The organism is Parasphingorhabdus sp., assembly GCF_036964565.1.
In the GTDB taxonomy this organism is placed as follows: domain Bacteria; phylum Pseudomonadota; class Alphaproteobacteria; order Sphingomonadales; family Sphingomonadaceae; genus Parasphingorhabdus.
The window spans coordinates 356,282-377,660 of sequence record NZ_JBALTN010000003.1 but is presented as its reverse complement, the minus strand read 5'-3'; the positions used below and the strand labels follow the sequence as shown (position 1 = coordinate 377,660).

The window sequence follows — 21,379 nt, the reverse complement described above, 5'->3', positions numbered from 1 at the left end:
CGCCATACTTGGACTTCCAGTTGTAAAGTGTCGCTTCTGAAACGCCATGCTTGCGAGCCAGATCAGCTGTCTTCGCGCCTGCCTCTGCCTCACGCAAAACCCCAATAATCTGTTCCTCTGTAAATCGTATCCGCTTCATTCGTCCGTCCTTTCTTGGACCGGACTCTAATCACTTCTGGAGGAGTTTTAAGGGGTCACGTCACTCGATAACCAAAACCACAGCCCTGATCAAATATCGGCGATTTTGACCCGTGGTGGAGAACACGAGTTTCGCGCTAAAAGCAAATGGAACGGAGACATACGGAACGTGCAATGGCTAAAGCACGTCGATGCACCAAGACTGCTGAAAGTGGTATTTGGTGAACTCACGGAACATAGGCAGGAATTTAGAAAAACTCGCGATACTATTGAGATTCTAAAAGTGATCAACCAAATCGATCCTGACCACATTTCAGAATTGAAAGAGCATGTTGCTCTCATCATAAAAACTGCACTGCGAGATACGCCGCCATAATCCCTTTCCTACAAATAACCAAATAGGTTATACATATTCCATTTAGCAAACCATAACGACCACACCGCACCCCCTGCGGCGGCATTATGGGGCCATGAATGGAGAAAGACATGACCTATCAGGATGAATTTGCCCGAAGCCTCGCCCGTCAGGGTGGTGACAAAATTGCCGTTAGTGGTGAGCCTGTCGAACCACGCCTTTCCACCGAGGGGCGCCCTTCGGAGTCGCAGACGTCGCGCAGCGACACCAGCTCAGGGCTAACGGATTGCCCCTCCCCCTCCACTACGGACACCCCAACCCCCACCCCCACCATCCGCCACGACGGCTGGCTCCCCGAGCTGCGCGTAAAATTCCTCGAAGCGCTTGCCCGCACCGGCAATGTCGGCGCGGCGGCGCATTATGTGCAGCGCTCGCGCCAGTCGGCCTATGACCTGAAGCGCCGCGACCCGGATTTTGCCCGGGTCTGGCTGGCGGCGCTGGTGCTGGCGCGGGAGGTCGCGCAGGACGTGCTGCAGGAACGCGCGATCGAGGGGGTCGAGGAGGAGATTTTCTACCATGGCGAGGTGGTCGCCACCCGGCGGCGCTACGACAGCCGGCTGCTGCTCGCCCATCTGGCGCGCCTCGACAAGGTCGCCGAGCAGATCCCGGCGCAACGCGGCGCCGCCCGCTTTGCCGAGATGCTCGACGCGATCGGCAAGGGCGCCGACACCGCGCCGCTGATCGCCACCCCGACCGAGGACGAACTGGCCGCCGCCGCCGCCGAAGCAGAGAAATATCCGCACCAGCGGCCACCCGCAGAGGAGGAAGGCGATGAATTTTACATGGTCACCTGGCCGGAGGACGACGCGGACGACCGACCGGAACTTTTGCGCATGTGCCCCGAAGAAGTCGAGCAGATGCAACGCGAAGTCCCCGGCATCGTCATCACCCCCACCGGCACCCGCGACGAAGACGTGGTCAATCGCCTGATCGACATGGCCTGGTACAGCGATCTTGGCGATTACAGCGAGGATGAAGAAACCGGCGAAGAGGAAAGAATTTCATAACCCTGTAAAGTTTGTAAAGTTCGCCCGGGATACAAGCCATGCACAGCCCCCCGTCATTGCGAGCGCAGCGCGGCAATCCAGAGCGGCAGGCACCGCCGTTCATGGCCAGACGCCCTGGATTGCTTCGCTGCGCTTGCAATGACGGAGATATGCGGATGCACAACATGATGCATTACAGAAACAAACGGTTCGTCCCGAGCCTGTCGAAGGCCCCCTGTGCTCCGCGCTTGACGCGGAGCCCTGCGCCACAAGCACCATGGCGAATGGACGCGCAGGGCTCCGGATCAAGTCCGGAGCACAGCAGAAAGGCCGGGGGCCGTTTCACCTGGAACTGGGGCGGGGTGGTGGCGATGCGCCAGCATCGCTCGCGCCAGCGAAGGGCGGAGGAGCGGCGGCCGGTGATGGGGAAAATGAGGGACCCAAACCCACCGTCATTGCGAGCGCAGCGCGGCAATCCAGAGCGGCAGGCACCGCCGTTCATGGCAAGACGCTCTGGATTGCTTCGCTGCGCTCGCAATGACGGCAAGGATCATATGACCGTTCGCCCTGAGCCTGTCGAAGGGCCCTTAACCCGCGCTCACCCCGAACAGATCATGCTCGTCGGCATCCTCGATCACCGCGTCGATCACATCTCCCACCGCAAGATCGCCCGAAACATTGCGCAAAAACACATTGCCGTCGATCTCCGGCGCATCGGCCTCGGACCGCGCCGTCGCGCCGATATCGCCGTCCTCGTCGGGCGCGCCGATCTCGTCGATGATCACCGGCAGCGTGCGGCCGATCTTGGCCTGCAGTTTGGCGGCGCTGATCCGGGCGGTGACGGCCATGATCCGCTGGTAGCGCTCTTCCTTGACCTCTTCTGGCACCGCGCCGTCGAGCAGATTGGCCGCGGCGCCTTCCACCGGTTCAAAGCGAAACGCGCCGACCCGGTCGAGCTGCGCTTCCTCGAGCCAGTCGAGCAGATATTGGAAATCCGCCTCGGTCTCGCCGGGAAAGCCGACGACAAAGGTCGAGCGGATGGTCAGGTCGGGGCAGATGTCGCGCCAGCTCTTGACCCGCTGCAGCACCTTGGCCTCGTTGGCCGGGCGCTTCATCCGCTTGAGGACATTGGGCGCGGCATGCTGGAACGGGATGTCGAGATAGGGCGTGATCTTGCGCTCGGCCATCAGCGGGATGACCTTGTCGACATGCGGATAGGGATAGACATAGTGCAGCCGGGTCCACACGCCCTTGCCGTCCGGCGTCCTGAGTTCACCGAGCGCGGCGGCGAGATCGGTCATGTGCGCGCGGACTTCGCGTCCCTGCCCGGTCGGGCCGTTCCAGACGCGCGGCTGGTGCCGGATATCGACGCCATAGGCCGAGGTGTCCTGGCTGATCACCAGCAGTTCCTTGGTCCCCGCCTCGACCAGCTTCTCCGCTTCGCGCAGGATCGCGTCGGGGCGGCGCGAGACGAGGTCGCCGCGCAGGCTGGGGATGATGCAGAAGGAACAGCGATGGTTGCAGCCTTCGGAAATCTTGAGATAGCTGTAATGGCGCGGGGTCAGCTTCAGGCCCGCGTCCGGCACCAGATCGACGAACGCACCGCGCGCCGCCGGCGCCGCCGCATGCACCGCGGTCACCACGTCCTCGTACTGGTGCGCGCCGGTCACCGCCAGCACGTCGGGGAAGCGCGCCATGATCACGTCGGCTTCATTGCCCATGCAGCCGGTGACGATCACCCGGCCATTTTCGGCCATCGCCTCGCCGATCGCCTCGAGGCTCTCTTCCTTGGCGCTGTCGAGAAAGCCACAGGTGTTGACCAGCACGACATCGGCGCCGGCATAGTCGGGCGACAGGTCATAGCCGTCCGAACGCAGCTGCGTCAGAATCCGTTCGCTGTCGACCAGCGCCTTCGGGCAGCCGAGCGAAACCATGCCGACTTTGGGCGGAGAGGGAATTTGGGTAGCCATAGGGCGCGGCCTTTAGGCCTGTTTGCCGGCCGAGTCACGATCAATGTTGTCGGCCATGGTCCCGGCCATGTCGCGGACCGCGGTCCGCGCCGTGTCTGGGCGCACAGGGGAAAGGGGGGACACCGGGGTTGCCAAAATCGGGAGGGAAAGACAACGCCCGGCTTGTCCTGTCAATGCACCACTCGCAAAACGGTTCCGGCGCGCGGCAAAAAATTTCGGCGCATTGAACCGATCGGGCCGCCAGCGCGTTGTCATGGCATCAAACCCGATACAGCAGACGGAAGACGGAGCAACAGGATGGAACTGGTCGAAACCTTGCGATGGACCGCCAGCATCAGCGGCATGATCGCCGCCGCCATGATCGCCGCCCATCTGGGTGCCAGGGTGACCGGCTGGGCCTTCGTGCTGTTCTGCGGATCGGCGATGGTCTGGATCGCCGCGTCGCTGCTCGACGGCAACGACCCGCTGGCGGTGCAGAATGTCGTCCTGCTGGGGATCAACCTGTTCGGCGTCTACCGCTATCTGTGGCGCAAGCCGAAGGAGCAGGCTGCCGCCGCCACCTGATCCGGCGCTCAGCTCTCCGCCAGCGTGTCGGCGATGATCCGCCACACCTTGGGGTTGAAGCCGAGCCCGATATGACCGCCGTCGACCCGGATATTGCGCGCCTGCGGGTTGTAGATGTCCTTGGCGATCTCCGGGCCGACGATGCCGTCGCGGTTGGAATAGATCACGGTCAGCGGCTGGTCGAAGCCGATGCTGTTGCGCTCGTGCACCTCGCGCTCGAACTGGTCGAGCCGGATGTTGGAAGACCGGGCAAAGCGCTGGCCGGGCGTGGTATATTTCGGGCCGCCGATGATCGGCGTACCCATGGTGATCAGCTCGCACACCAGATGCGGCGACAGCCGCGCGACCTCGCGGGCGATGATGCCGCCGAGCGACCAGCCGATCAGCGTGAAAGCCTGCCCGCCATTGGCGGAAAAGCGCGCTTCGGCAACCTGGGTGAAGCGGTCGACATCGCGGTCGACCGAGCCCTTGTTGCGGCCCAGCGACCAGTCGGCGACGTCATAGTTGATCCGCCGCAAAAAGGCCTCGAGCGGCCGCAGCGACAATTCGCTGCCACCATAGCCCGGGATCAGATAGACCGGCCGGCCATCGCCGCGCGGCGCCGTCACCAGCCGCGGCCATTGCAGGCCGAAGCGCATCAGGTCGAACGGCAACGACAGCTCGCCCAGCTGCGCCAGCCGGCGCGGCGGCCGCAATCCGGTCGGCATCTCTATCGGGTCGGCCATCGGCAAGCTCCTTCAGCGAGCCGCCAGAATAGCAGCTGCCGGCGGCGCTGCAACATGAACCATCGAACAGGCCGGGCGGGTCCCGCCCGCGCGCCTCAAAGCTTCTCGCGGACCCGGTTCTCCGATCCGTTGCCGGGCTTGATCTCGACGATGATGTCGCCCGCCTCCAGCTTCGTCGCCTCATCTTCCCAGAAACCGAACACCGCGTCGCCCCGGTATATCCGCACGCCCAGACCGGAGCCGACGACCTCGTTCATCGCCATGCCGACCTCGGCCTCGGTGACCGCGCGCTGGACCAGCTTGACCCGGCCGGTGGCGGACGCGAGGTCGCTGAGATAATCGGAGATCTTCGGTCCCTCGCAGCTGCCAGCGAGCAGCAGCCCGGCAAAGCTGACCGGGTTGATCACCGTCGTCGCACCGGCCTGCCGCGCCAGCAGTTCGTTGTCCGACGCCTTGATCGACACGCTGATCGGCAGATGATAGGCGAGGTGCCGGGCGGTCAGCACGATCAGGATGCTGGTGTCGTCGCGTCCCGCCGAAACGATCAGCGAGCGCGCCCGCGATATCTTGACGTTCATCAACACATTGTCGCGCGTCGCATCGCCGTTGATCACCGCGCAGCCGAGCTTCTCCGCCTTCGACAGCGCATCGTCGGACGAATCGATGACGACAATCTCTTCCGGATCGGTGCCCCGCGCCAGCAGTTCCTGTACCGCTTCGCCGCCGCTGGTGCCAAAACCGGCGACCACGATATGGTCATGCAGATTGCTTTGAATGAGTTTCATGCGCCAATTGTCCCAGGTTCGTTTGAAAACAAAATTATAGGCCGTGCCGACGAATATCAGCACGACGAAGATCCGGATAGGGGTCACAACCAGCGCATCGAACATCCGCGCCCGCTCGGTCACCGGCGCAATGTCGCCATAGCCGGTGGTGGTGATCGAGATCATCGTGAAATAGACGACATCAAGGAAGCTGACGTCGCCGTCATAACTGTCCTGCAGGCCGTTGCGGTCAAAATAGTGCACCGCAATGGCCATGCCGATCAGGGCCAGAACGAAGGTAACCCGCCAGGCAATATCCGCCCATATCGGCAGGCTCGACCGGCGCCGCAGGGTGAAATAATCGGAAAGCTTGTTGCTGTTGCTTGCCATGGCCGGTTCAGCCGCGCTTCGGCAGATGGATATTGGGATCGACCGGCTTGCGGCCCTTGCGGATTTCGAAATGCAGCTGCGGTTCCTGCACATAGCCGCTTTCGCCGGCAAGACCGATCACCTCGCCCGCCTTGACCTGCTGTCCGCGCGTGACGTTGAGCTTGTCGGCATGGCCATAAGCGGTGACCCAGCCGGACCCGTGATTGATCAGGATCAGGCCCCCAAAGACCCCGATCTCGTCGCCGCTATAGGCAACAACGCCATCGGCGGATGCGCGGATTGGCGTGCCCTTGGGAACGCCGATGTTGAGACCGTCGTTGACCTTGCCACCGCCCTTGCTGCCAAAGCCGGACAACAGCTTGCCGTCGACCGGCCAAAGGAAACGGCCGGAAAAATTCGCCGGCGTGGCAATGGTCGCGTTGGGCGCGATCGCCTTGCGCCATTCGGATGGCTCTTTCGCGGAGGACCCTTCGGCCAGCGCCGGCTGGCTGCCGGTGACGATATCGTCGATGTCGAGACTGAACGCAGCGGCCCGTTGCTCGATGCTCAGGCTGGCCGGGTCACGCGGCGCGGACGCGGGCAGCAGCAGCTTCTGTCCGGTGCGCAGGATATAGGGCTCTTCCAGGCCATTCAGCTCCACGACTTCGCGCCATGACGCGCCATAGGCCCGGGCGATTGCGATCCCGGTTTCGCCGGATGCCACCGAATGATAGCGCCCGCCCGTGATCGTCAGCCGCTGGCCCGGATGGATGACATAAGGTTCGACCAGTCCGTTGGCGGCCGCAATGATCTGCGACCCCGCCCCGGTCCGGTTGGCGATCCCGCGCAGCGTGTCCCCCGGCTGCACGACATAGGTTCCCGATGATACCTGTCGGGAATTTGGTGCCACGGGAGCCGCTTGCCAGGTGGCGGCAGGCGCCTGCTCTGGTGTCGTGGCCAGGACGGAAAGATCGGTGGGCAATTGCGGCTGGTTCGGTGGCGCCCGGAAATCGTCATGACCCGGCGGAATGCAGCCGGTCACCGCTGCGAGCAACATCAGGATCGCGACGTGACGCTTACCAGATCCCATTAACCACCTCTCCCCCTAGCGGATACGCTATTAGCAACAAATCCGCAGCTTGCCAGCCCTGCCGGCCAAAGCATAGAAAATTCGCCACTCGATAGGCAGAGGATCAGGGATAGAGTTTTTTCAGGCCGTCCATCGAATCATAATGGGTCAGATCCAGGTGGAGCGGCGTGATCGAGACGAAACCGTCGGCAATGGCCTCCAGATCCGTGCTGTGCGCCGGTGTCTCGACCATCGGCCCGAGCCCGAACCAATGATATTCGAATCCCCGGGGATCGCGGTTGCTGACAATCTGCAAGCGGCCATAGTCGCGAATTCCCTGCGATACCACCCGCACGCCCTTGATATCGCTGGCTGGCAGCGCCGGGAAATTGATGTTTACTAGCGTCCGGTGATCCATGCGCTGCTTGATCAGGGGCCGCAGCACGCGCTCGCCCCATTGCAGGGCAGCATCAAACGGCACGTTGGCACCAATATCCTCGCGGGCATAGGCCTGGCTGAGCGCAATCGACGGGATTCCCGCAAGCGCGCCTTCCATCGCCGCCGATACCGTGCCGGAATAGGTGACATCTTCCCCCAGATTCGCTCCCCGGTTGACGCCGGACAAGATCAGATCGGGCGGCCCGTCTTTCATGATCTTGGCGACGGCCATCATCACGCTGTCGGTCGGCGTGCCATCGACGGAATATTGCTGGTCGCCGCGCTTGCGAATGCGCAGCGGCCGGGTCAGCGTCAGCGAATGGCCGGCCCCCGAATTCTCGTCGGACGGAGCAACGATCCAGATGTCGTTGGAAAAATGCGAGGCGATGTCGAAAAGGATCTTCATCCCCGGCGCATCGAAACCGTCGTCATTGGTCAGCAATATCCGCATTACATTGGCTCCAGCTTGTCGATGCCGCCCATATAGGGGATCAGGACCGGCGGAATTGTGACAGATCCATCGGCCTGCTGATAATTTTCCACTATCGCCACCAGTGTCCGGCCGACGGCAAGGCCCGAACCGTTGAGCGTGTGCACGAACCGCGTGCCCTTTTCTTCGCCCTCGGGCCGGAAGCGCGCATTCATGCGCCGTCCCTGAAATTCGCCGCAATTGGAAATGCTGGAAATTTCGCGATAGCTATCCTGGCCCGGCAGCCAGACTTCCAGGTCGAACGTCTTTCGCGCCGCCGCACCCATGTCGCCCGCGCACAGCAGCATCTTCCGGTAGGGCAGTTCCAGAGCGCGAAGAATCGATTCCGCCGCCCCGACCATCCTTTCGTGCTCTTCCGCGCTTTTGTCCGGGTGGGCAATGGTCACCAGCTCGACCTTTTCGAACTGATGTTGCCTGATCAGCCCCTTGGTATCGCGGCCGGCGGAACCAGCCTCACTGCGAAAGCAGGGCGTCAGCGCCGTCAGCCGGATCGGCAATTGCGCTTCATCCAGTATCTGGCCGCGCACGCTGTTGGTCAGGCTCACTTCGGCGGTTGGGATCAACCAGCGGCCGTCGGTGGTCTGGAACATGTCTTCGGCAAATTTCGGCAGCTGGCCAACCCCGAAGACCGCCTCGTCGCGGACCAGCAACGGCGGCGCGCATTCCTCGTAGCCGTTCACCGTCGTTTGCTGGTCGAGCATGAATTGCCCAAGGGCCCTTTGCAGCTTCGCCATGGGGCCGCGCAGAAAGGCGAAGCGCGCGCCCGACATCTCCGCCGCCGTCTCGAAATCCAGTCCCAATGCCGGTCCAATGTCGCTGTGCTCTTTCGGGTCGAAGGCAAAATGACGCGGCTCTCCCCACCTTCCGGTTTCGACATTGTCCTCTTCATCGGCCCCGACGGGGACATCGTCTGCCGGCAGATTCGGCAATATCGCCAGCGCATTTTGTAGCCTGCCCGATAGCGCCCGCTCCTGTTCCTCGAGGTCCGGCATCTTGGATTTCAGGGCGGCGACCTCCGCCATCAATGCCTGAGCCGTTTCCTCGTCGCCCTGTCCCTTGGCCTTGCCGATGGCCTTGGACGCCTCGTTGCGCCGCGCCTGTCCATTCTGCAACTCGGTCTTCAGCGCGCGGCCCTGCTCGTCGAGCGCAAGCAAATCCTGCGCAACGGCATCGGCTCCGCGCTTCGCCAGTGCTGCGTCGAAAGCGTCCGGATTCTCGCGAATATATTTTATGTCATGCATGGCAATGGCCTATGCCGAGCGTCGGTTTCACTTGCAAGACCACAAAGAAAAAAGCGGCCGGATCGCTCCAGCCGCTTCCTCGATATCAGTGGCCTGTCGGTCAGGCTGCCGCAGTCTGCTTCGCCTTGCGCCGGCGAACAAACAGCGCCGCCGCTGCCGCGCCGAACAGCAGGACAACGGGCGGTGCCGGAACGTCCGTGCCGCCGGTGGAACCGCCGGTGCTGCCTCCCGAAGAGGAGCTGGAGCTGCTGCTCGACGAGCTGGAGCTGGAAGAGCTGCCGGAAGATCCGGACGAGGTGCTGTTGCCGCCAAAGCTCGATGATCCGCCGGTTGCACCGGACGAGGTGCTCGTGGAGCTGCCACCGGAGCTGGACGAGCTCGAGCTGCTGCTGGATGAACTGCTCGACGATCCCGAGCTTCCCGACGAACCGGAACTGCCGGATGAGCCAGAGCTGCCGGAGCTGCCCGAGGATCCGGAGCTGCCGGAAGAACCATGGTCGTCCCCGCCAGGCTTGCCCGGCTTCCAGGGTTTCCAGGGCTTTCCGCCGGTCGAACCATGGCCGCCGCTGGATCCCGACGAGCTGGACGAACTGGACGAACTGCTGGACGAGCTCGACGAAGACGAGCTGCTGCTGCCACCGGTGGAGGTACTGGTCGACCCGCCGGTGCTGGTCACGCCGCCGGTCGAGGTGCTGGTGGAGCCGCCGCTCGTCGAACTGCCGCCCGAAGATGTGCTGGTTGATCCGCCGCTGCTGGTCGAAGAGATCACAACGCTGCCACCGCCGGAGCCGCCGCCGCCAAAAAAGCCGCCAAAAAAGCCGCCGCCAATACCGCCGGAGCCGCCGCTGCCGCCGATCACGACGGGAATGGAGCCGCCGCCACCATCGAGTGGAGGCGCGGGCGGAATATAGGGAGGAAGCGGAACCGGAATCGGCTGTGGCCCCGGAGCCTGGGCCACGGTTACCACGGTCGGCTGGCAAGCCGTCACTGTCTTGGTGACGGTGCGCCGCGTACGCTTGATCTTGCGCGCAGGCTCACCGTTTCTGACCAGTCGGGCACGAACCGGCTGCTTTTTGGAGAGTTTCTTAACATAGGGGGCCGCAGGTGCCTCTGAAACGTGCACCGCGCCGCCGCCAATCAATGCCCCGCCGCAAGTGCAGGCGCACAATTTTGCCAAAGCCATCCGTACCGACATAATATAATCTCTCTTCCGCTTTAGACGCGATCAGAACGCTGGCATCGAAGCGCCGTGCGCACTTTTCGCTGTCTCGACATGCATCAGAAAGACAGAATATTTAGTAAATCACAATTACATTAACCCTGTTTTGCGGTGGAAAACCGAAAATCTCTTAACAGTTTGTAGCCAGCATCGGTTAATGTCCCGAATTGAAACCGTTCCAGTTACAAATGTTGCCAAATGGCGAAAAATATTGAATTTTTGCCGACACGAAAAACCTTTGCATCACCATTGGCCACCATTTGAGTCACATCCCCGTGCCAGCCCGGCGTCAGAAAATTTGCCCTTGGCAGAATATTGCGGGAGCAGCCATTTTGCGCCTTGTTTCCGATGAGTCTGCTCGGTATAGGCCCGCCCTATGTTTGGCCCAGCCCTCCGGATTCGGGTAGGGCATGATGTTTGGAGAGTATGTTGGCATCCTCGTATAAAAAAGCATCCGCAAAAAATGGCGCAAATGGCACAAATGTGATCCTCCCGGCCGATTATGAACCGAGCGAAGACGAAGAGTTCATGAACGAGCGTCAGCTTTCCTATTTCAGGCAGGCCCTGAAAAAATGGAAGCAGGAAATCATTGAAGAATCCAAGGAAACACTAGCGCATTTGCAGGACGGTCCGATCCAGGAAGCGGACCTCAATGACCGCGCGTCGAGTGAAACGGACTGGGGCCTGGAGTTGCGGACCCGGGATCGCCAGCGCAAGCTGACCTCCAAGATCGATGCAGCCCTGCGACGGATTGACGAAGGCGAATATGGCTATTGCCAGGTTACCGGCGAACCCATTTCGCTTGACCGACTGAAAGCCCGGCCAATAGCGACGATGACGGTCGAAGCGCAGGAAGCGCACGAACGAAACGAGAAAATTTCGCGCGATCAATAGTCGATTTTCGATCCTGTCGAATAACGGGCGCTTGAGGCTTTCGACCGCTGCCGATGGCCATCGGAATGGCGAAACCTAGCCGTTTCCTGCGCCAGAAATTATCCCCGATATTAACCAAATTTGCACCTCTTCCCCGCTATTATATTGTTTGTGACACATGCTTTTACAAATATCGACCACGGGAAGCCCATGAAAGAACCATTTGACGATAGTCTGAAGATCAACAGTCAGGCGCTGGCCCAGCCAAAGCGGGAGCTCGATCGCGACAGTCTGTTTCTGAAAGCGGAACTATGCCTCGTGGACGGACAGGATTGTGGAGAGGTACGCATCCGTAACCTGTCCGCCGGCGGATTGATGGCCGAGGCACCCGTGCTGACAAAGCGGGGTGACAAGATCGAACTGGAATTGCGCAATATCGGACGCATAACCGGGCATGTCGCGTGGGTCGCCCAGGGACGGTTTGGCGTCGCTTTTGATCACCCGATTGATCCCAAGCTGGCGCGCAAGCCGGTCGGCCAAACCAAATCAGAGCTGCCGCCATATCTGCGCCACCCGTCGACGAAACCGTACACCTTTCGCCGAGGATAATCCGCTCTCGTCCGGCGTTCATTCTGCAACAATATGCTTGATTAGCATTCCGTCCCTGCATAGGACGTTTTAATCAATCGATTAAAACGGAGCAGGACATGGCGGGACCACTAGCGGGAATCCATATCATCGAATTTGCCGGGATCGGTCCCGGACCCTTTTGCGGCATGATGCTCGCGGACCAGGGCGCCACCGTAACCGTGCTCCATCGGCCGGGCAAGGCTCCGGACCCACGGCTCGCGCTATCCCGCTCCCGCCAGCTGGTGGAAGTTGACCTGAAGTCACCGCAGGGAATTGAAGCGGCCCGCGAACTTGTCAAGAATGCCGACGGACTGATCGAGGGCTTTCGCCCGGGTGTCATGGAACGCCTTGGATTGGGGCCGGATATATTGCTCGAGGACAATCCCCAGCTGGTTTACGGACGAATGACGGGTTGGGGCCAATATGGTCCGCTGGCCGCCGCTGCCGGCCATGATATCAACTATATTTCCATTTCCGGCGCCTTGCATGCCTTTGGGCGCGCAGGCGAGAAGCCAACGCCGCCCGTGAACATGGTAGGTGATTTCGGCGGTGGCGGCATGATGCTTGCGCTCGGCATGGTCTCCGCTCTCCTGCACGCCAAAACCGGGGGCAAGGGGCAGGTCGTTGATTGCGCAATGACCGATGGTTCGGCTGCATTGATGGCGATGATTTTCGACTTTCACAATATCGGGCAGTGGCAGGACGATCGAGGTGTCAACTTGCTCGATACCGGAGCGCATTTCTATGACACCTACGAAACCGCGGACGGCAAATTTGTCTCGATCGGATCGATCGAGCCGCAATTTTATGCCCAGTTGCGGCAAGTAGCGGGTCTCGCGGACGATGAAGATTTCGATGCCCAGATGGACCCCAGAAAATGGTCTTCGCTGAAGGAAAAACTGACCGCCCTGTTCAAGACCAAGACGCGTTCGCAGTGGTGCGAACTGATGGAGGGAACGGATATTTGCTTTGCGCCTGTGCTATCGTTGACCGAAGCCAAGCAGCACCCGCACAATGTCGCGCGGGAAACCTTCGTCGATGTCGACGGGATGATGCAGCCGGCACCCGCTCCGCGTTATTCGGTCACGGTCCCGGATCGTCCCAGACGACCTGGCTGAACGGTCCCTCCGATGCTGTCGGCATAACGCGGTCCGAGCGGCAATGGCTTTCCATTTTTCAATATGACATAGCGCTTGCGCCCGTTGCGGCGGATCTCCGCGATGCAATCGCGGCGAACCATGGCCGACCGGTGCACGCGGACAAATAGGTCGGCAGGAAGCAGGCCTTCCAGCGAGCGCATCGACTGATGGACCAGATAGCTGCGATGGTGCAAATATAGCCGCATATAGTCCCGCTCTGCCTCTACCCACTCGATGTCCGAAACAAGCAGCTGGACCGCCCCGTCACCATCCTGCACCCAAAGCCGCGAGGGGACGGCGGGATCAGGATTGTTTCTTGCGTTCCCCAACTTGCCAATCGCGCGTTCGACCGCTTCGCGCAGCAGGGTCTCCTTGACCGGCTTCAAGAGATAGTCGGTCGCTTCCAGCCGGAAAGCCTGGACGGCATATGTGCTGTGGGCCGTGGTGAATATGATCTGCGGCGGCGGCTTCAGTTCCTGGCAGATCTCTGCCACCTTGAGTCCCGACAAATCCGGCATGTCGACGTCCAGCAGCAGGATATCGGGCAGCACCTGACGGATTTTTGCCATGGCCTGACGGCCGCCGTCGGCCAGGTCAATCGCTGCAAACAACCCGAGTCTCTGGCACAGCGCATTCAGCCGCAAGCGAGCCAGCGGTTCATCATCGACGATGAGCACCGACGGCGAGATCGCGCCCATCTTCAGATATCCTCGAATATCAGGGACGGATCGGGCAGGACGATTGTTGCGACGGCCATTCCGTCATTGCTGTTGCCCAGAAACAGGGATGCATTCTGGCCGTAAAGGGCGCGCAACCGGTTGTGGATATTGGATAGCCCGGTCCCGGTGCCCCCTGCCCGCTCCGCCGGGCTTTCGGGCATCATTTTCACCCTGCCATCATTCGCGACGCTGATCCGCAGCCGGTCACCCTCGACCTCGACCGAAATGGCGATGTTCAAGGGACGGTCGGTCTCCGATGCTCCGAATTTGATCGCATTTTCTATCAGGGGCTGGATGATCAGCGCCGGCATGCTCCAGCCATTTGCCGCCGGATCGATCTGCACCGAATAGCGGAGGCGCTCCGGAAATCGCATGCGCTCGATTTCCAGGTAGCGCACCTGCTGCGTAATTTCCTGCTCCACCGCGATCATGTCTTCCGCACCGCCCGTCAAAACGGCCCGCATATAGTCGGCCAGATCATCGACAAGTTTCTCGGCTTGCTCGTTTTGCCGATCGATGATCAGGCTGCTGACCGAATTGAGGGCGTTGAAGACGAAATGCGGATTGAGCTGATAGCGCAATGCCCGCAATTCGCTCTCTCGATTGACCCTTTCCAGCTGTCGGCTGTGCGCCATCATGCGCTGCACGTCCTGACTGTGCGACAGGGCGAGATATAAGGCGCCCCAGCCCGCCAGGATGAAATAGCCGGTGAACGCCTCGTCGAGAATGAAGGCCCAGTCGAACGAGGTGAAATCAATCGGATCCAGAAGATAGGAGAAATCAAAGAGCGCCGCTCGCTCGTCGAACACGATCTGGTCGAGAATGGCGAGATAATTTGCCAGTATCATCGTCGGCACAGTCAGCATGAAGATGGCGGCGCCCATGCCGCTGCCGCGCACCGCAATAAGCAGCCGGTAGAGCAGCCAGGTTGCTGCGATACAGATGCTGGTCATCAGGACACGCTGAACGAGCAACGCGTCTGCATTGGCATGCGCGACATAGAGAAAACGGCTGGACGCAAAAAGCAGATAGCCACCCCACACGCCGAATATGGATTTGGTCGCAAGATCGCGATTGACCGGAAACAGACGGTTGAAAAAGGATGCCTTGCCGGCCTCGGCACTTGGCACCGCGGGAAGCGTTGGATCCGGCTTCACGAATCCGGGTTGCGACTGGTGACGCCGATGCCCCTTCGGGTCCGCCAATATGTCGCAAAGCTGGCCAGCCAGTGGCTGCCGGAATAATGGGGTGTTCGCACCGCTTTCTCGCCGGAATTGCCATGCAGTTTTGCCGAGGCGAGAAGCGAGGCACGGCGGGAATCCGTGGCCGGCAGGCCGGATGCCATGCCTTCCAATGCCCAGGCCCGGGACAGGTTGAGACCGTCAAGATGTACCAGCTTGCCATCGGCAGGGTCGTTCACGACCCCGACCGCCAGCCAGTCGCCACTGCCATCGGTGGGTATTTCGGGCAGGAATCCCGAGAGCCAGACGGCATATTGCTTCTCGTCCATAACCCGCCGCATCAGGTCGGCGACCATCAGGCAAGACGACAGGAAATCCTCCCCGGACGGCTCGTATGCCATCGGACAATCTTTATCTTTTTCATGAAATTTCAAAGACTTGTCGCGGACTAGCGCGGTCATTTCCGTATCACCGCTGCGCTCGGCCCAGTCCAGAAACAGTCCAAAAGCAAAAGCCGACTGGTTGTGGGTCCCGAGCCGGATCGGATACGCCAGTTTCGGGAGCCAGTCCTTTATATTGCTGGTGATCTGAGCCTCCAAAGGCTCCAATTGTGCAAGCCATGCCTTCGCCTGCTCTGCCTTGTCGTCTCCACCGGCCGAAATCTCGCGGAGCTCCGCCGTCAATTGCAGGAACCAGGCCAATCCGTAGGGCCTCTCGAAGGACTTTCGATCAGCACCCTGAAAATAGGCCACTTCGCCGGCAATCTTGTCTTGGGCAAAACTCGAAGCCAGGGCCGCAGCGATCTCGTCTTCCATTTCAGGAACCAGATCCTGTCCCCACAGCCGGGTCAGCAGCCAGTGTCCGTGAACCGCGCTGTGCCAGTCGAAACATCCGTAAAAGGCCGGGGTCAGTTTTGCAGGCTCCGCCACATCAGCCGCACTGTCCAGGACATGGCTGATCTTGTTGGGATATTGCTTGTTGATGCAGTTGAGAGCAATCCGGGCATAGGCTTGTTCCGCGCGCCGGGGCTCAAGCGTATCTTCCGCCGGATCGGGAGCAATGTTTTTCCGTTCGAAAACGCCCTGTTCCTGCGATGGCGGAGCCTCGTCCTTCTCCGCGACAGAACAGCCGGCCAATGTCGCAACCATCAGTGCAATCGTCGCTCGCCCATAGACCATCTGTCTCTCCCCAAAGATCATTTTCTATTAGAGAGGAATTGACCGATTGGCAAAAGCCTATAGGGCAAAATCTCTCTTCCGCCATTGCCAGTTCCGGCCACGCGGATTGCAGTGGAACAGATAGCATCGCGACGCAACCCGCCATATTCCTGACCGGCAGTCCGCTTCGGCATATCACGACCATGACGCTGACCGCCAGCATCGGTCTGCTGACAATGTTCATTGTCGACTTTGCCGACCTGTTTTACATTGCGCAACTGGCGGACAGTTCGCTGACCGCTGCGATGGGGTTCGCCGCCACCATATTGTTCTTCGCGACGGCCTTTCATATCGGTCTGATGATCGCCACCAGCGCTCTTGCTTCCCGACATATTGGCCAGGGAAATCCGGATCAGGCCCGGCGCTATCTCACCAATATTCTGGTGCTCAGCATCGCCCTGATTGTACCCCTGGCCATCCTGTTCTTTATCTTCGCTCCCGCGATTCTCCAATTGGCCGGCGCTAATGGCGCAGCCAATCGGGCCGCAACCGGCTATATTCGAATTTTTGCACCGTTCCTCCCGTTCAGTGTGACCGCGATGGTCTGCTCCGGTTTCCTGCGCGCCCACGGCGCCGCAAGAAAGGCAATGAACGTAACCCTCAGCATGGGCATCACCAATGCCATTCTGGACCCGATCTTCATCTTCGGTTTCGGATGGGGCATCAATGGTGCGGCGGTTGCCAGTGCCTGCGCCGCCATCGTTTCCGCTGTGTTTGCCATCTGGCCAATCGCAAAGAGCTATGGAGGCTTCTCGCGTTTTTCCCTGGCCGAGTTTCATCAGGACCTTTCCCCCATTCTGAGGCTGTTGATACCCGCAATTCTCACCAATATTGCCACACCCGTTGGCGGATTCATTTCCTACCGCTTTGTCGCCGATTATTCTGACGATGTCATCGCCGGCTTTGCCGTCGTTGGCAGGGTCGTACCGGTTGCATTCTGCCTCATGTTTTCGCTGTCTGGCGCGATTGGGCCGATCATCGGTCAGAATTTCGGAGCACTGCAGTTCGACCGGGTCCGCACCACGATCAACCAGGCCGCGATTTTCGCCCTGGGATATGCGCTTCTCATCTGGCCGATTCTCTATCTGCTGAGCGATCCGATCAGCGATGCATTCCATCTGGTCGGGGAAGGCCGACACGTATTCTGGCTGTTTGCCGTGCTGTTAACCCCGCTTTTCTTTTTCAATGGTATGCTCTTCATCGGCAATGCTGCCTGCAACAATCTGGGTCACCCAATTTGGTCAACCGTCATGAACTGGCTTCGCAACACGCTCGGCCTTCTTCCCTTCCTCTGGTTCGGCCGAGAATATTTAGGGCTCGACGGCATTGTTCTTGCGCCGGCCATCGGCGGCATAATTTTTGGTGTCGCGGGATATGCAGTGGCGCAATATCTGGTCAACCTAAGGCAACAGCAGGCGGCATTAACCGTTTAACCTGTCCCCGTTCCGCGTCCCATCGTGGAACAACACTTATTTGCCCCGCGCAGAGCTTGCCGCAACAGCCTATATCCCGCCTGTACCGTCCGCTTGGGCCCAAACAGGTATATTGAAACTCATGCGCGTGCCTCCGCCTTATGTTCCGCCCCTGAGCGGTCAGATGCCCAACTACGGGCTAGGCGTGCCTGTTTCCGCTCCGGCAGCCATGGCGAATGAGCCATCACCCCCGATACAGCCCGATCCGACCGGTTCTCCGTCCATCGCCCTTCCAGCGCCAGCCTGGCGGCTGTCATTCGCCAAGCTGACGGTGCGCGAGAAAATATTGATCGCGGTGTTCCTGATCGGCCTCGTCCTGATCCCGACCAGCATGCCCCAATCCAGCGTCGATGCGCAGCAGATAAATCACAGCGATCCCCGCTTGCAGTCCGTGGAACGCGCCGAAGAAAATTTCGCCGGCTCGGCTTTCTATTTCATTGATCCCGATTACGCCGTGCCCCAAAATTATGGTGGCTTGGGTCTGGACGATTTGTCGAATCCCGGAACGTCGTCGATCGACGGCCTGCTGCCCGGCGCAGGTTCCGATCCGACAAGTGCACCCTTCATTCAGCAGATCGCCTACCGGGGCTCGGCGGTGGACAATGGCCGGGCACTCTATTGCCTGACCCAGGCCATCTACTACGAAGCAGGCATGGAGCCCGATGCTGGCCAGCGCGCGGTGGCGCAGGTTATTCTCAACCGCGTGCGTCATCCCAGCTATCCAAGCACGGTGTGCGGCGTGATCTACCAGGGCAGCGAACGCAACACCGGCTGCCAGTTTACCTACACGTGCGACGGTTCGTTGCGGCGCAAGGCTGCCCGGTTCCACTGGGATCGCGCGAAAAAGGTCGCCGCCGAGGCACTGGCCGGGAAAAGCTACACCACAGTCGGCACGGCGACCCACTATCATGCCAGCTATGTATATCCCTATTGGGCGCCGAGCCTTCGCTTCCTCGGCACAGTGGGCGCCCATCGATTCTACAGCTGGAAAGGCAATGCCGGCAAGGCGCCGGCCTTCAGTCAACGCTATCGCGGCGGCGAGCCGTTGCCGGCACCGAAGCCACGGCGCTACGATATTGCCGCCAGCGAAGGGTCGGCCAACGCGCTTGACCCCATTGCGCTGGAAAAGGCCTATGAGGCTGGCCGACGCAAGGCCGAAGCCGAAACTGCCTTGGCAGAGAAGGCCGCTGCACTGGCACTGGACAATGCCCGCAGACATGACCGATCCCTGCCCGATGTCAGCGCACCGCGCACCTATCAGGCACCAGATTACAGCAGCGCCGCAAAAGCCATGGGCGGGGACGAGGCCTTCGCCGGACAGAATTTGCCAGAGAGCAGTCGGATCAAGCCCGAATTCCGCGACAGCGGCACCTGGAAGAAGAGACCCGCAAGCTAGCCGGGAGTACCGGTTTCCCGATAGTTTCGCTGGCAACCAACGATGGGTTTCCCTTGCCTTCGCCCTTGACTCCCGCCTAAAGGCTCTCGATTTTACTGGAAACGAAGCGGAGCGCTCTGATGGCGACAAATTGGACGGCAAATAGCTGGCGGGATTATGAGGGGCTGCACATGCCTCAATATCCTGACGCTGCCAAATTGGCGGAAACCGAGGAGCTACTGGGTAGCTACCCGCCGCTGGTATTTGCCGGGGAAGCAAGAAGCCTGAAACAGGATCTGGCCGAAGTGGCTGCCGGCAAGGCCTTTCTGCTGCAGGGTGGCGATTGCGCCGAAAGCTTCGCGGAATTTCATCCCAACAATATTCGCGACACGTTTCGCGTGATTCTGCAGATGGCGGTCGTGCTGACCTTTGCCTCGAAACTGCCGGTGGTGAAGCTCGGCCGGATGGCGGGCCAGTTCGCCAAACCGCGCTCTTCCGATGTGGAAGTGCAGGATGGCGTCGAGCTGCCCAGCTATCGCGGGGATATCATCAACGGGATCGAATTCGACCGCAGTCGAAGGGATCCCGATCCCGAGCGGATGGTGCGCGCCTACAACCAGTCTGCCGCCACACTCAACCTGCTTCGCGCCTTTTCCACCGGCGGCTATGCCAATCTCAAACAGGTGCACGGATGGACCCATGATTTCATGGCACGCAGTCCATGGGCGAAAAAATTCGAGGAAATGGCCGACCGGATCGGAGAAGCGCTGGCGTTTATGGAAGCGTGCGGAATCAATCCCGACACCGTCCCGCAATTGAAGGCGACATCCTTCTATACCAGCCACGAGGCGCTGCTTTTGCCCTATGAGCAATGCCTGACCCGGCAGGACAGCCTCACCGGAGACTGGTATGACACCAGCGCCCATTTCCTCTGGATCGGCGACCGGACCCGCTTCGAGGGATCGGCCCATGTCGAATTTCTGCGCGGCATCGGCAATCCGATCGGCATGAAATGCGGCCCCTCGCTGACCCCGGACGCATTGCTGAAAATGCTTGATACGCTCAATCCGGGGCGTGAGCCTGGTCGCATGACCCTGATTTCGCGTTTCGGCCATGACAAGGTTGAAAGCGGACTGGCGCCGCTCGTTCGGGCGGTCAAGCGCGAAGGCCATCCCGTCATCTGGTCCTGCGATCCGATGCACGGCAATGTGATCAAGGCAGAGAGCGGCTACAAGACACGGCCGTTTGACCGGATCCTGTCGGAAGTGCGCGGCTTCTTCGCGGTCCATCGGGCCGAAGGCACGTTTGCTGGCGGCATCCATTGCGAGATGACCGGACAGAATGTCACCGAATGTACCGGTGGCGGCGTGGCCATCACCGATGCGTCGCTCGGCGATCGCTATCACACCCATTGCGATCCCCGGCTCAACGCCGCGCAATCGCTGGAACTCGCCTTCCTTCTTGCGGAAATGCTCAACCAGGAGCTGTCCGACCGTACGCGGGAAGCCGCCTGACATGCCGGAGAAGATCAAACCGGAACGGATGCGCCCGGAAGATTATGCGCCGGGAGGATCGCCGATGAGCAGAGGGGCCACCTATGTCCGCCGGGAGATCGTCAGCAAGGGTGTCGGATTTGGCAGCGCGCTCGCCATTGCCATCAGCTTTACCACCCACAAGTCGATTCTCTGGGCGATCATCCACGGCTTCTTGTCCTGGGCATATGTGATTTACTACGCGTTGACCCGTTAGACCTTGGCAGCGTTTTCTATTGCCGTGACTCTGTCGGCACGGGAGATTATCAAGCGGGATAGAAAAACTGGCTGGAGAGTCTGATGATCCGATCACTTTGGTTGATTTTGGCTAGCGCACTGACGCTTTCCGGATGTGCCGGCCCGATAGAAACCCGCCTGCAGACCGATCAGATGGCCACCGCGCTTTCACAGAAAAATTTCAGGCTGAGTGAGGTTGAACCGCTGGTCCATCCCGACCTTCAGCAGGCCCGTGACCGGATCGCGGAGTCGCTGCTGGAAAGAGGCTATCGTTCCGCATCGGACGCCGCGATATTGGTGCATGTGGCACTGGCAGACCGGCCCGCTGATGTCGCGATCAATGCCGGCGAAAAGGAGACGCAGCAACCTCTGGCTCCTGCGAAAAAGCAGAAACGGTTTCAGTCCTGCAAGGACCGGGAACATCGGCTGACGGTAACCCTGTTCGACCAGGTCCGTGCCAAAATGCTCTATTCGGGCAATGCTGCGGAATATCATTGCAAGGGGACAGTGGCCCAGTCCTTGCCATTTCTGGTCGCTGCGGCGCTTTCCGGTCTGGATCAGGCAATCGCCAATAGCCCAAACCGGGCAACCCGCACCCGCCAAGGGATCGAATAGA

23 protein-coding genes are annotated in these 21,379 nt (G+C 60.4%); 13 read left to right on the top strand and 10 right to left on the bottom strand.

Translation table 11 applies throughout. The features are described from left to right. Positions 1 to 139 (bottom strand): transposase (locus tag V7650_RS05935; protein ID WP_335655333.1); only part of this gene is annotated, 139 nt, incomplete at its 3' end. A 168-nt stretch (positions 140 to 307) separates the two neighbouring features. Between V7650_RS05935 and V7650_RS05930 the strand changes: the two genes are divergently transcribed. The 3 genes from V7650_RS05930 to V7650_RS05920 all read left to right on the top strand — a co-directional run bounded on the left by V7650_RS05930 (position 308) and on the right by V7650_RS05920 (position 2,080). Continuing rightward, a complete protein-coding gene (locus V7650_RS05930; RefSeq protein ID WP_335655319.1) occupies positions 308 to 514 on the top strand; it encodes a hypothetical protein in 207 nt (68 codons plus the stop codon). 98 nt (positions 515 to 612) lie between these two features. Continuing rightward, positions 613 to 1,560, top strand: coding sequence for a hypothetical protein (locus tag V7650_RS05925; RefSeq protein WP_335655318.1), 948 nt, complete (start codon positions 613 to 615; stop codon positions 1,558 to 1,560). A 256-nt stretch (positions 1,561 to 1,816) separates the two neighbouring features. Next, a complete protein-coding gene (locus V7650_RS05920; protein ID WP_335655317.1) occupies positions 1,817 to 2,080 on the top strand; it encodes a hypothetical protein in 264 nt (87 codons plus the stop codon). Between the two features lie 46 nt (positions 2,081 to 2,126). Here V7650_RS05920 and rimO read toward each other — a convergent pair whose 3' ends face one another. Next, positions 2,127 to 3,509, bottom strand: coding sequence for a 30S ribosomal protein S12 methylthiotransferase RimO (gene rimO, locus V7650_RS05915; protein WP_335655316.1), 1,383 nt, complete (start codon positions 3,507 to 3,509; stop codon positions 2,127 to 2,129). Positions 3,510 to 3,806: 297 nt separating this feature from the next. Here rimO and V7650_RS05910 point away from each other — a divergent pair, with 297 nt between their 5' ends. Then, positions 3,807 to 4,073, top strand: coding sequence for a hypothetical protein (locus V7650_RS05910; RefSeq protein ID WP_335655315.1), 267 nt, complete (start codon positions 3,807 to 3,809; stop codon positions 4,071 to 4,073). A gap of 8 nt (positions 4,074 to 4,081) precedes the next feature. Here the strand turns inward: V7650_RS05910 and V7650_RS05905 are convergent, their stop codons facing one another. The 5 genes from V7650_RS05905 to serS form a co-directional block, all read right to left on the bottom strand. Beyond that, complete coding sequence (locus V7650_RS05905; protein ID WP_335655314.1) at positions 4,082 to 4,798, bottom strand: esterase/lipase family protein; 717 nt, start codon at positions 4,796 to 4,798, stop codon at positions 4,082 to 4,084. A gap of 95 nt (positions 4,799 to 4,893) precedes the next feature. After that, positions 4,894 to 5,952, bottom strand: coding sequence for a potassium channel family protein (locus V7650_RS05900; protein WP_335655313.1), 1,059 nt, complete (start codon positions 5,950 to 5,952; stop codon positions 4,894 to 4,896). Positions 5,953 to 5,959: 7 nt separating this feature from the next. Then, the gene (locus V7650_RS05895) at positions 5,960 to 7,021 is read right to left on the bottom strand and encodes a M23 family metallopeptidase (RefSeq protein ID WP_335655312.1); all 1,062 of its coding nucleotides are present in this window, start codon (positions 7,019 to 7,021) and stop codon (positions 5,960 to 5,962) included. 103 nt (positions 7,022 to 7,124) lie between these two features. Beyond that, entirely contained in the window at positions 7,125 to 7,889 is a 765-nt protein-coding gene (gene surE, locus V7650_RS05890) for a 5'/3'-nucleotidase SurE (protein WP_335655311.1), read from the bottom strand. After that, the gene (gene serS, locus V7650_RS05885; protein ID WP_335655310.1) at positions 7,889 to 9,169 is read right to left on the bottom strand and encodes a serine--tRNA ligase; all 1,281 of its coding nucleotides are present in this window, start codon (positions 9,167 to 9,169) and stop codon (positions 7,889 to 7,891) included. The genes surE and serS overlap by 1 nt, the downstream gene beginning before the upstream one ends. Before the next feature lie 125 nt (positions 9,170 to 9,294). Between serS and V7650_RS05880 the strand changes: the two genes are divergently transcribed. The 4 genes from V7650_RS05880 to V7650_RS05865 all read left to right on the top strand — a co-directional run bounded on the left by V7650_RS05880 (position 9,295) and on the right by V7650_RS05865 (position 13,009). Next, a complete protein-coding gene (locus V7650_RS05880; RefSeq protein ID WP_335655309.1) occupies positions 9,295 to 10,080 on the top strand; it encodes a hypothetical protein in 786 nt (261 codons plus the stop codon). Positions 10,081 to 10,814: 734 nt separating this feature from the next. Next, positions 10,815 to 11,282 (top strand): RNA polymerase-binding protein DksA, encoded by a 468-nt coding sequence (dksA, locus tag V7650_RS05875; RefSeq protein ID WP_335655308.1) that lies wholly within the window; start codon positions 10,815 to 10,817, stop codon positions 11,280 to 11,282. A 189-nt stretch (positions 11,283 to 11,471) separates the two neighbouring features. Continuing rightward, positions 11,472 to 11,870 (top strand): PilZ domain-containing protein, encoded by a 399-nt coding sequence (locus tag V7650_RS05870; RefSeq protein ID WP_335655307.1) that lies wholly within the window; start codon positions 11,472 to 11,474, stop codon positions 11,868 to 11,870. 98 nt (positions 11,871 to 11,968) lie between these two features. After that, a complete protein-coding gene (locus V7650_RS05865) occupies positions 11,969 to 13,009 on the top strand; it encodes a CaiB/BaiF CoA transferase family protein (RefSeq protein WP_335655306.1) in 1,041 nt (346 codons plus the stop codon). On the opposite strand, the gene V7650_RS05860 is transcribed toward V7650_RS05865, so the two are convergent. The 3 genes from V7650_RS05860 to V7650_RS05850 are packed head-to-tail and all read right to left on the bottom strand — an operon-like array spanning position 12,967 to position 16,108. After that, the gene (locus V7650_RS05860) at positions 12,967 to 13,728 is read right to left on the bottom strand and encodes a LytR/AlgR family response regulator transcription factor (protein ID WP_335655305.1); all 762 of its coding nucleotides are present in this window, start codon (positions 13,726 to 13,728) and stop codon (positions 12,967 to 12,969) included. The two genes, V7650_RS05865 and V7650_RS05860, sit on opposite strands and share 43 nt — an antisense overlap. A 2-nt stretch (positions 13,729 to 13,730) precedes the next feature. Beyond that, a complete protein-coding gene (locus V7650_RS05855) occupies positions 13,731 to 14,906 on the bottom strand; it encodes a sensor histidine kinase (RefSeq protein WP_335655304.1) in 1,176 nt (391 codons plus the stop codon). Further along, complete coding sequence (locus tag V7650_RS05850) at positions 14,903 to 16,108, bottom strand: DUF2891 domain-containing protein (protein ID WP_335655303.1); 1,206 nt, start codon at positions 16,106 to 16,108, stop codon at positions 14,903 to 14,905. Before V7650_RS05850 ends, V7650_RS05855 begins: the two co-directional genes overlap by 4 nt. Between V7650_RS05850 and V7650_RS05845 the strand changes: the two genes are divergently transcribed. From V7650_RS05845 to V7650_RS05825, 5 genes are all read left to right on the top strand, one after another. After that, positions 16,081 to 17,580, top strand: a complete 1,500-nt coding sequence (locus V7650_RS05845; RefSeq protein ID WP_335655302.1) for an MATE family efflux transporter — start codon at positions 16,081 to 16,083, stop codon at positions 17,578 to 17,580. The genes V7650_RS05850 and V7650_RS05845 overlap by 28 nt on opposite strands. A gap of 208 nt (positions 17,581 to 17,788) precedes the next feature. Continuing rightward, positions 17,789 to 19,015 carry a cell wall hydrolase gene (locus V7650_RS05840; RefSeq protein WP_335655301.1) on the top strand — a complete coding sequence of 409 codons (1,227 nt, stop codon included), beginning with the start codon at positions 17,789 to 17,791 and terminating at the stop codon, positions 19,013 to 19,015. Positions 19,016 to 19,134: 119 nt separating this feature from the next. Further along, a complete protein-coding gene (locus V7650_RS05835; RefSeq protein WP_335655300.1) occupies positions 19,135 to 20,508 on the top strand; it encodes a class II 3-deoxy-7-phosphoheptulonate synthase in 1,374 nt (457 codons plus the stop codon). A gap of 1 nt (position 20,509) precedes the next feature. Further along, entirely contained in the window at positions 20,510 to 20,743 is a 234-nt protein-coding gene (locus V7650_RS05830; RefSeq protein WP_335655299.1) for a hypothetical protein, read from the top strand. A gap of 83 nt (positions 20,744 to 20,826) precedes the next feature. Continuing rightward, positions 20,827 to 21,378 carry a hypothetical protein gene (locus tag V7650_RS05825; RefSeq protein ID WP_335655298.1) on the top strand — a complete coding sequence of 184 codons (552 nt, stop codon included), beginning with the start codon at positions 20,827 to 20,829 and terminating at the stop codon, positions 21,376 to 21,378. Position 21,379: the final 1 nt, after the last annotated feature.

Bases quoted from the DNA above. Each gene is read 5' to 3' on its own strand.
- V7650_RS05925 (WP_335655318.1), top strand. From the start codon at position 613: ATGGAGAAAGACATGACCTATCAGGATGAATTTGCCCGAAGCCTCGCC.
- V7650_RS05920 (WP_335655317.1), top strand. From the start codon at position 1,817: ATGGCGAATGGACGCGCAGGGCTCCGGATCAAGTCCGGAGCACAGCAG.
- rimO (WP_335655316.1), bottom strand. From the start codon at position 3,509: ATGGCTACCCAAATTCCCTCTCCGCCCAAAGTCGGCATGGTTTCGCTC.
- V7650_RS05910 (WP_335655315.1), top strand. From the start codon at position 3,807: ATGGAACTGGTCGAAACCTTGCGATGGACCGCCAGCATCAGCGGCATG.
- V7650_RS05905 (WP_335655314.1), bottom strand. From the start codon at position 4,798: ATGGCCGACCCGATAGAGATGCCGACCGGATTGCGGCCGCCGCGCCGG.
- V7650_RS05900 (WP_335655313.1), bottom strand. From the start codon at position 5,952: ATGGCAAGCAACAGCAACAAGCTTTCCGATTATTTCACCCTGCGGCGC.
- V7650_RS05895 (WP_335655312.1), bottom strand. From the start codon at position 7,021: ATGGGATCTGGTAAGCGTCACGTCGCGATCCTGATGTTGCTCGCAGCG.
- surE (WP_335655311.1), bottom strand. From the start codon at position 7,889: ATGCGGATATTGCTGACCAATGACGACGGTTTCGATGCGCCGGGGATG.
- serS (WP_335655310.1), bottom strand. From the start codon at position 9,169: ATGCATGACATAAAATATATTCGCGAGAATCCGGACGCTTTCGACGCA.
- dksA (WP_335655308.1), top strand. From the start codon at position 10,815: ATGTTGGCATCCTCGTATAAAAAAGCATCCGCAAAAAATGGCGCAAAT.
- V7650_RS05870 (WP_335655307.1), top strand. From the start codon at position 11,472: ATGAAAGAACCATTTGACGATAGTCTGAAGATCAACAGTCAGGCGCTG.
- V7650_RS05865 (WP_335655306.1), top strand. From the start codon at position 11,969: ATGGCGGGACCACTAGCGGGAATCCATATCATCGAATTTGCCGGGATC.
- V7650_RS05860 (WP_335655305.1), bottom strand. From the start codon at position 13,728: ATGGGCGCGATCTCGCCGTCGGTGCTCATCGTCGATGATGAACCGCTG.
- V7650_RS05850 (WP_335655303.1), bottom strand. From the start codon at position 16,108: ATGGTCTATGGGCGAGCGACGATTGCACTGATGGTTGCGACATTGGCC.
- V7650_RS05840 (WP_335655301.1), top strand. From the start codon at position 17,789: ATGGCGAATGAGCCATCACCCCCGATACAGCCCGATCCGACCGGTTCT.
- V7650_RS05835 (WP_335655300.1), top strand. From the start codon at position 19,135: ATGGCGACAAATTGGACGGCAAATAGCTGGCGGGATTATGAGGGGCTG.
- V7650_RS05830 (WP_335655299.1), top strand. From the start codon at position 20,510: ATGCCGGAGAAGATCAAACCGGAACGGATGCGCCCGGAAGATTATGCG.
- V7650_RS05825 (WP_335655298.1), top strand. From the start codon at position 20,827: ATGATCCGATCACTTTGGTTGATTTTGGCTAGCGCACTGACGCTTTCC.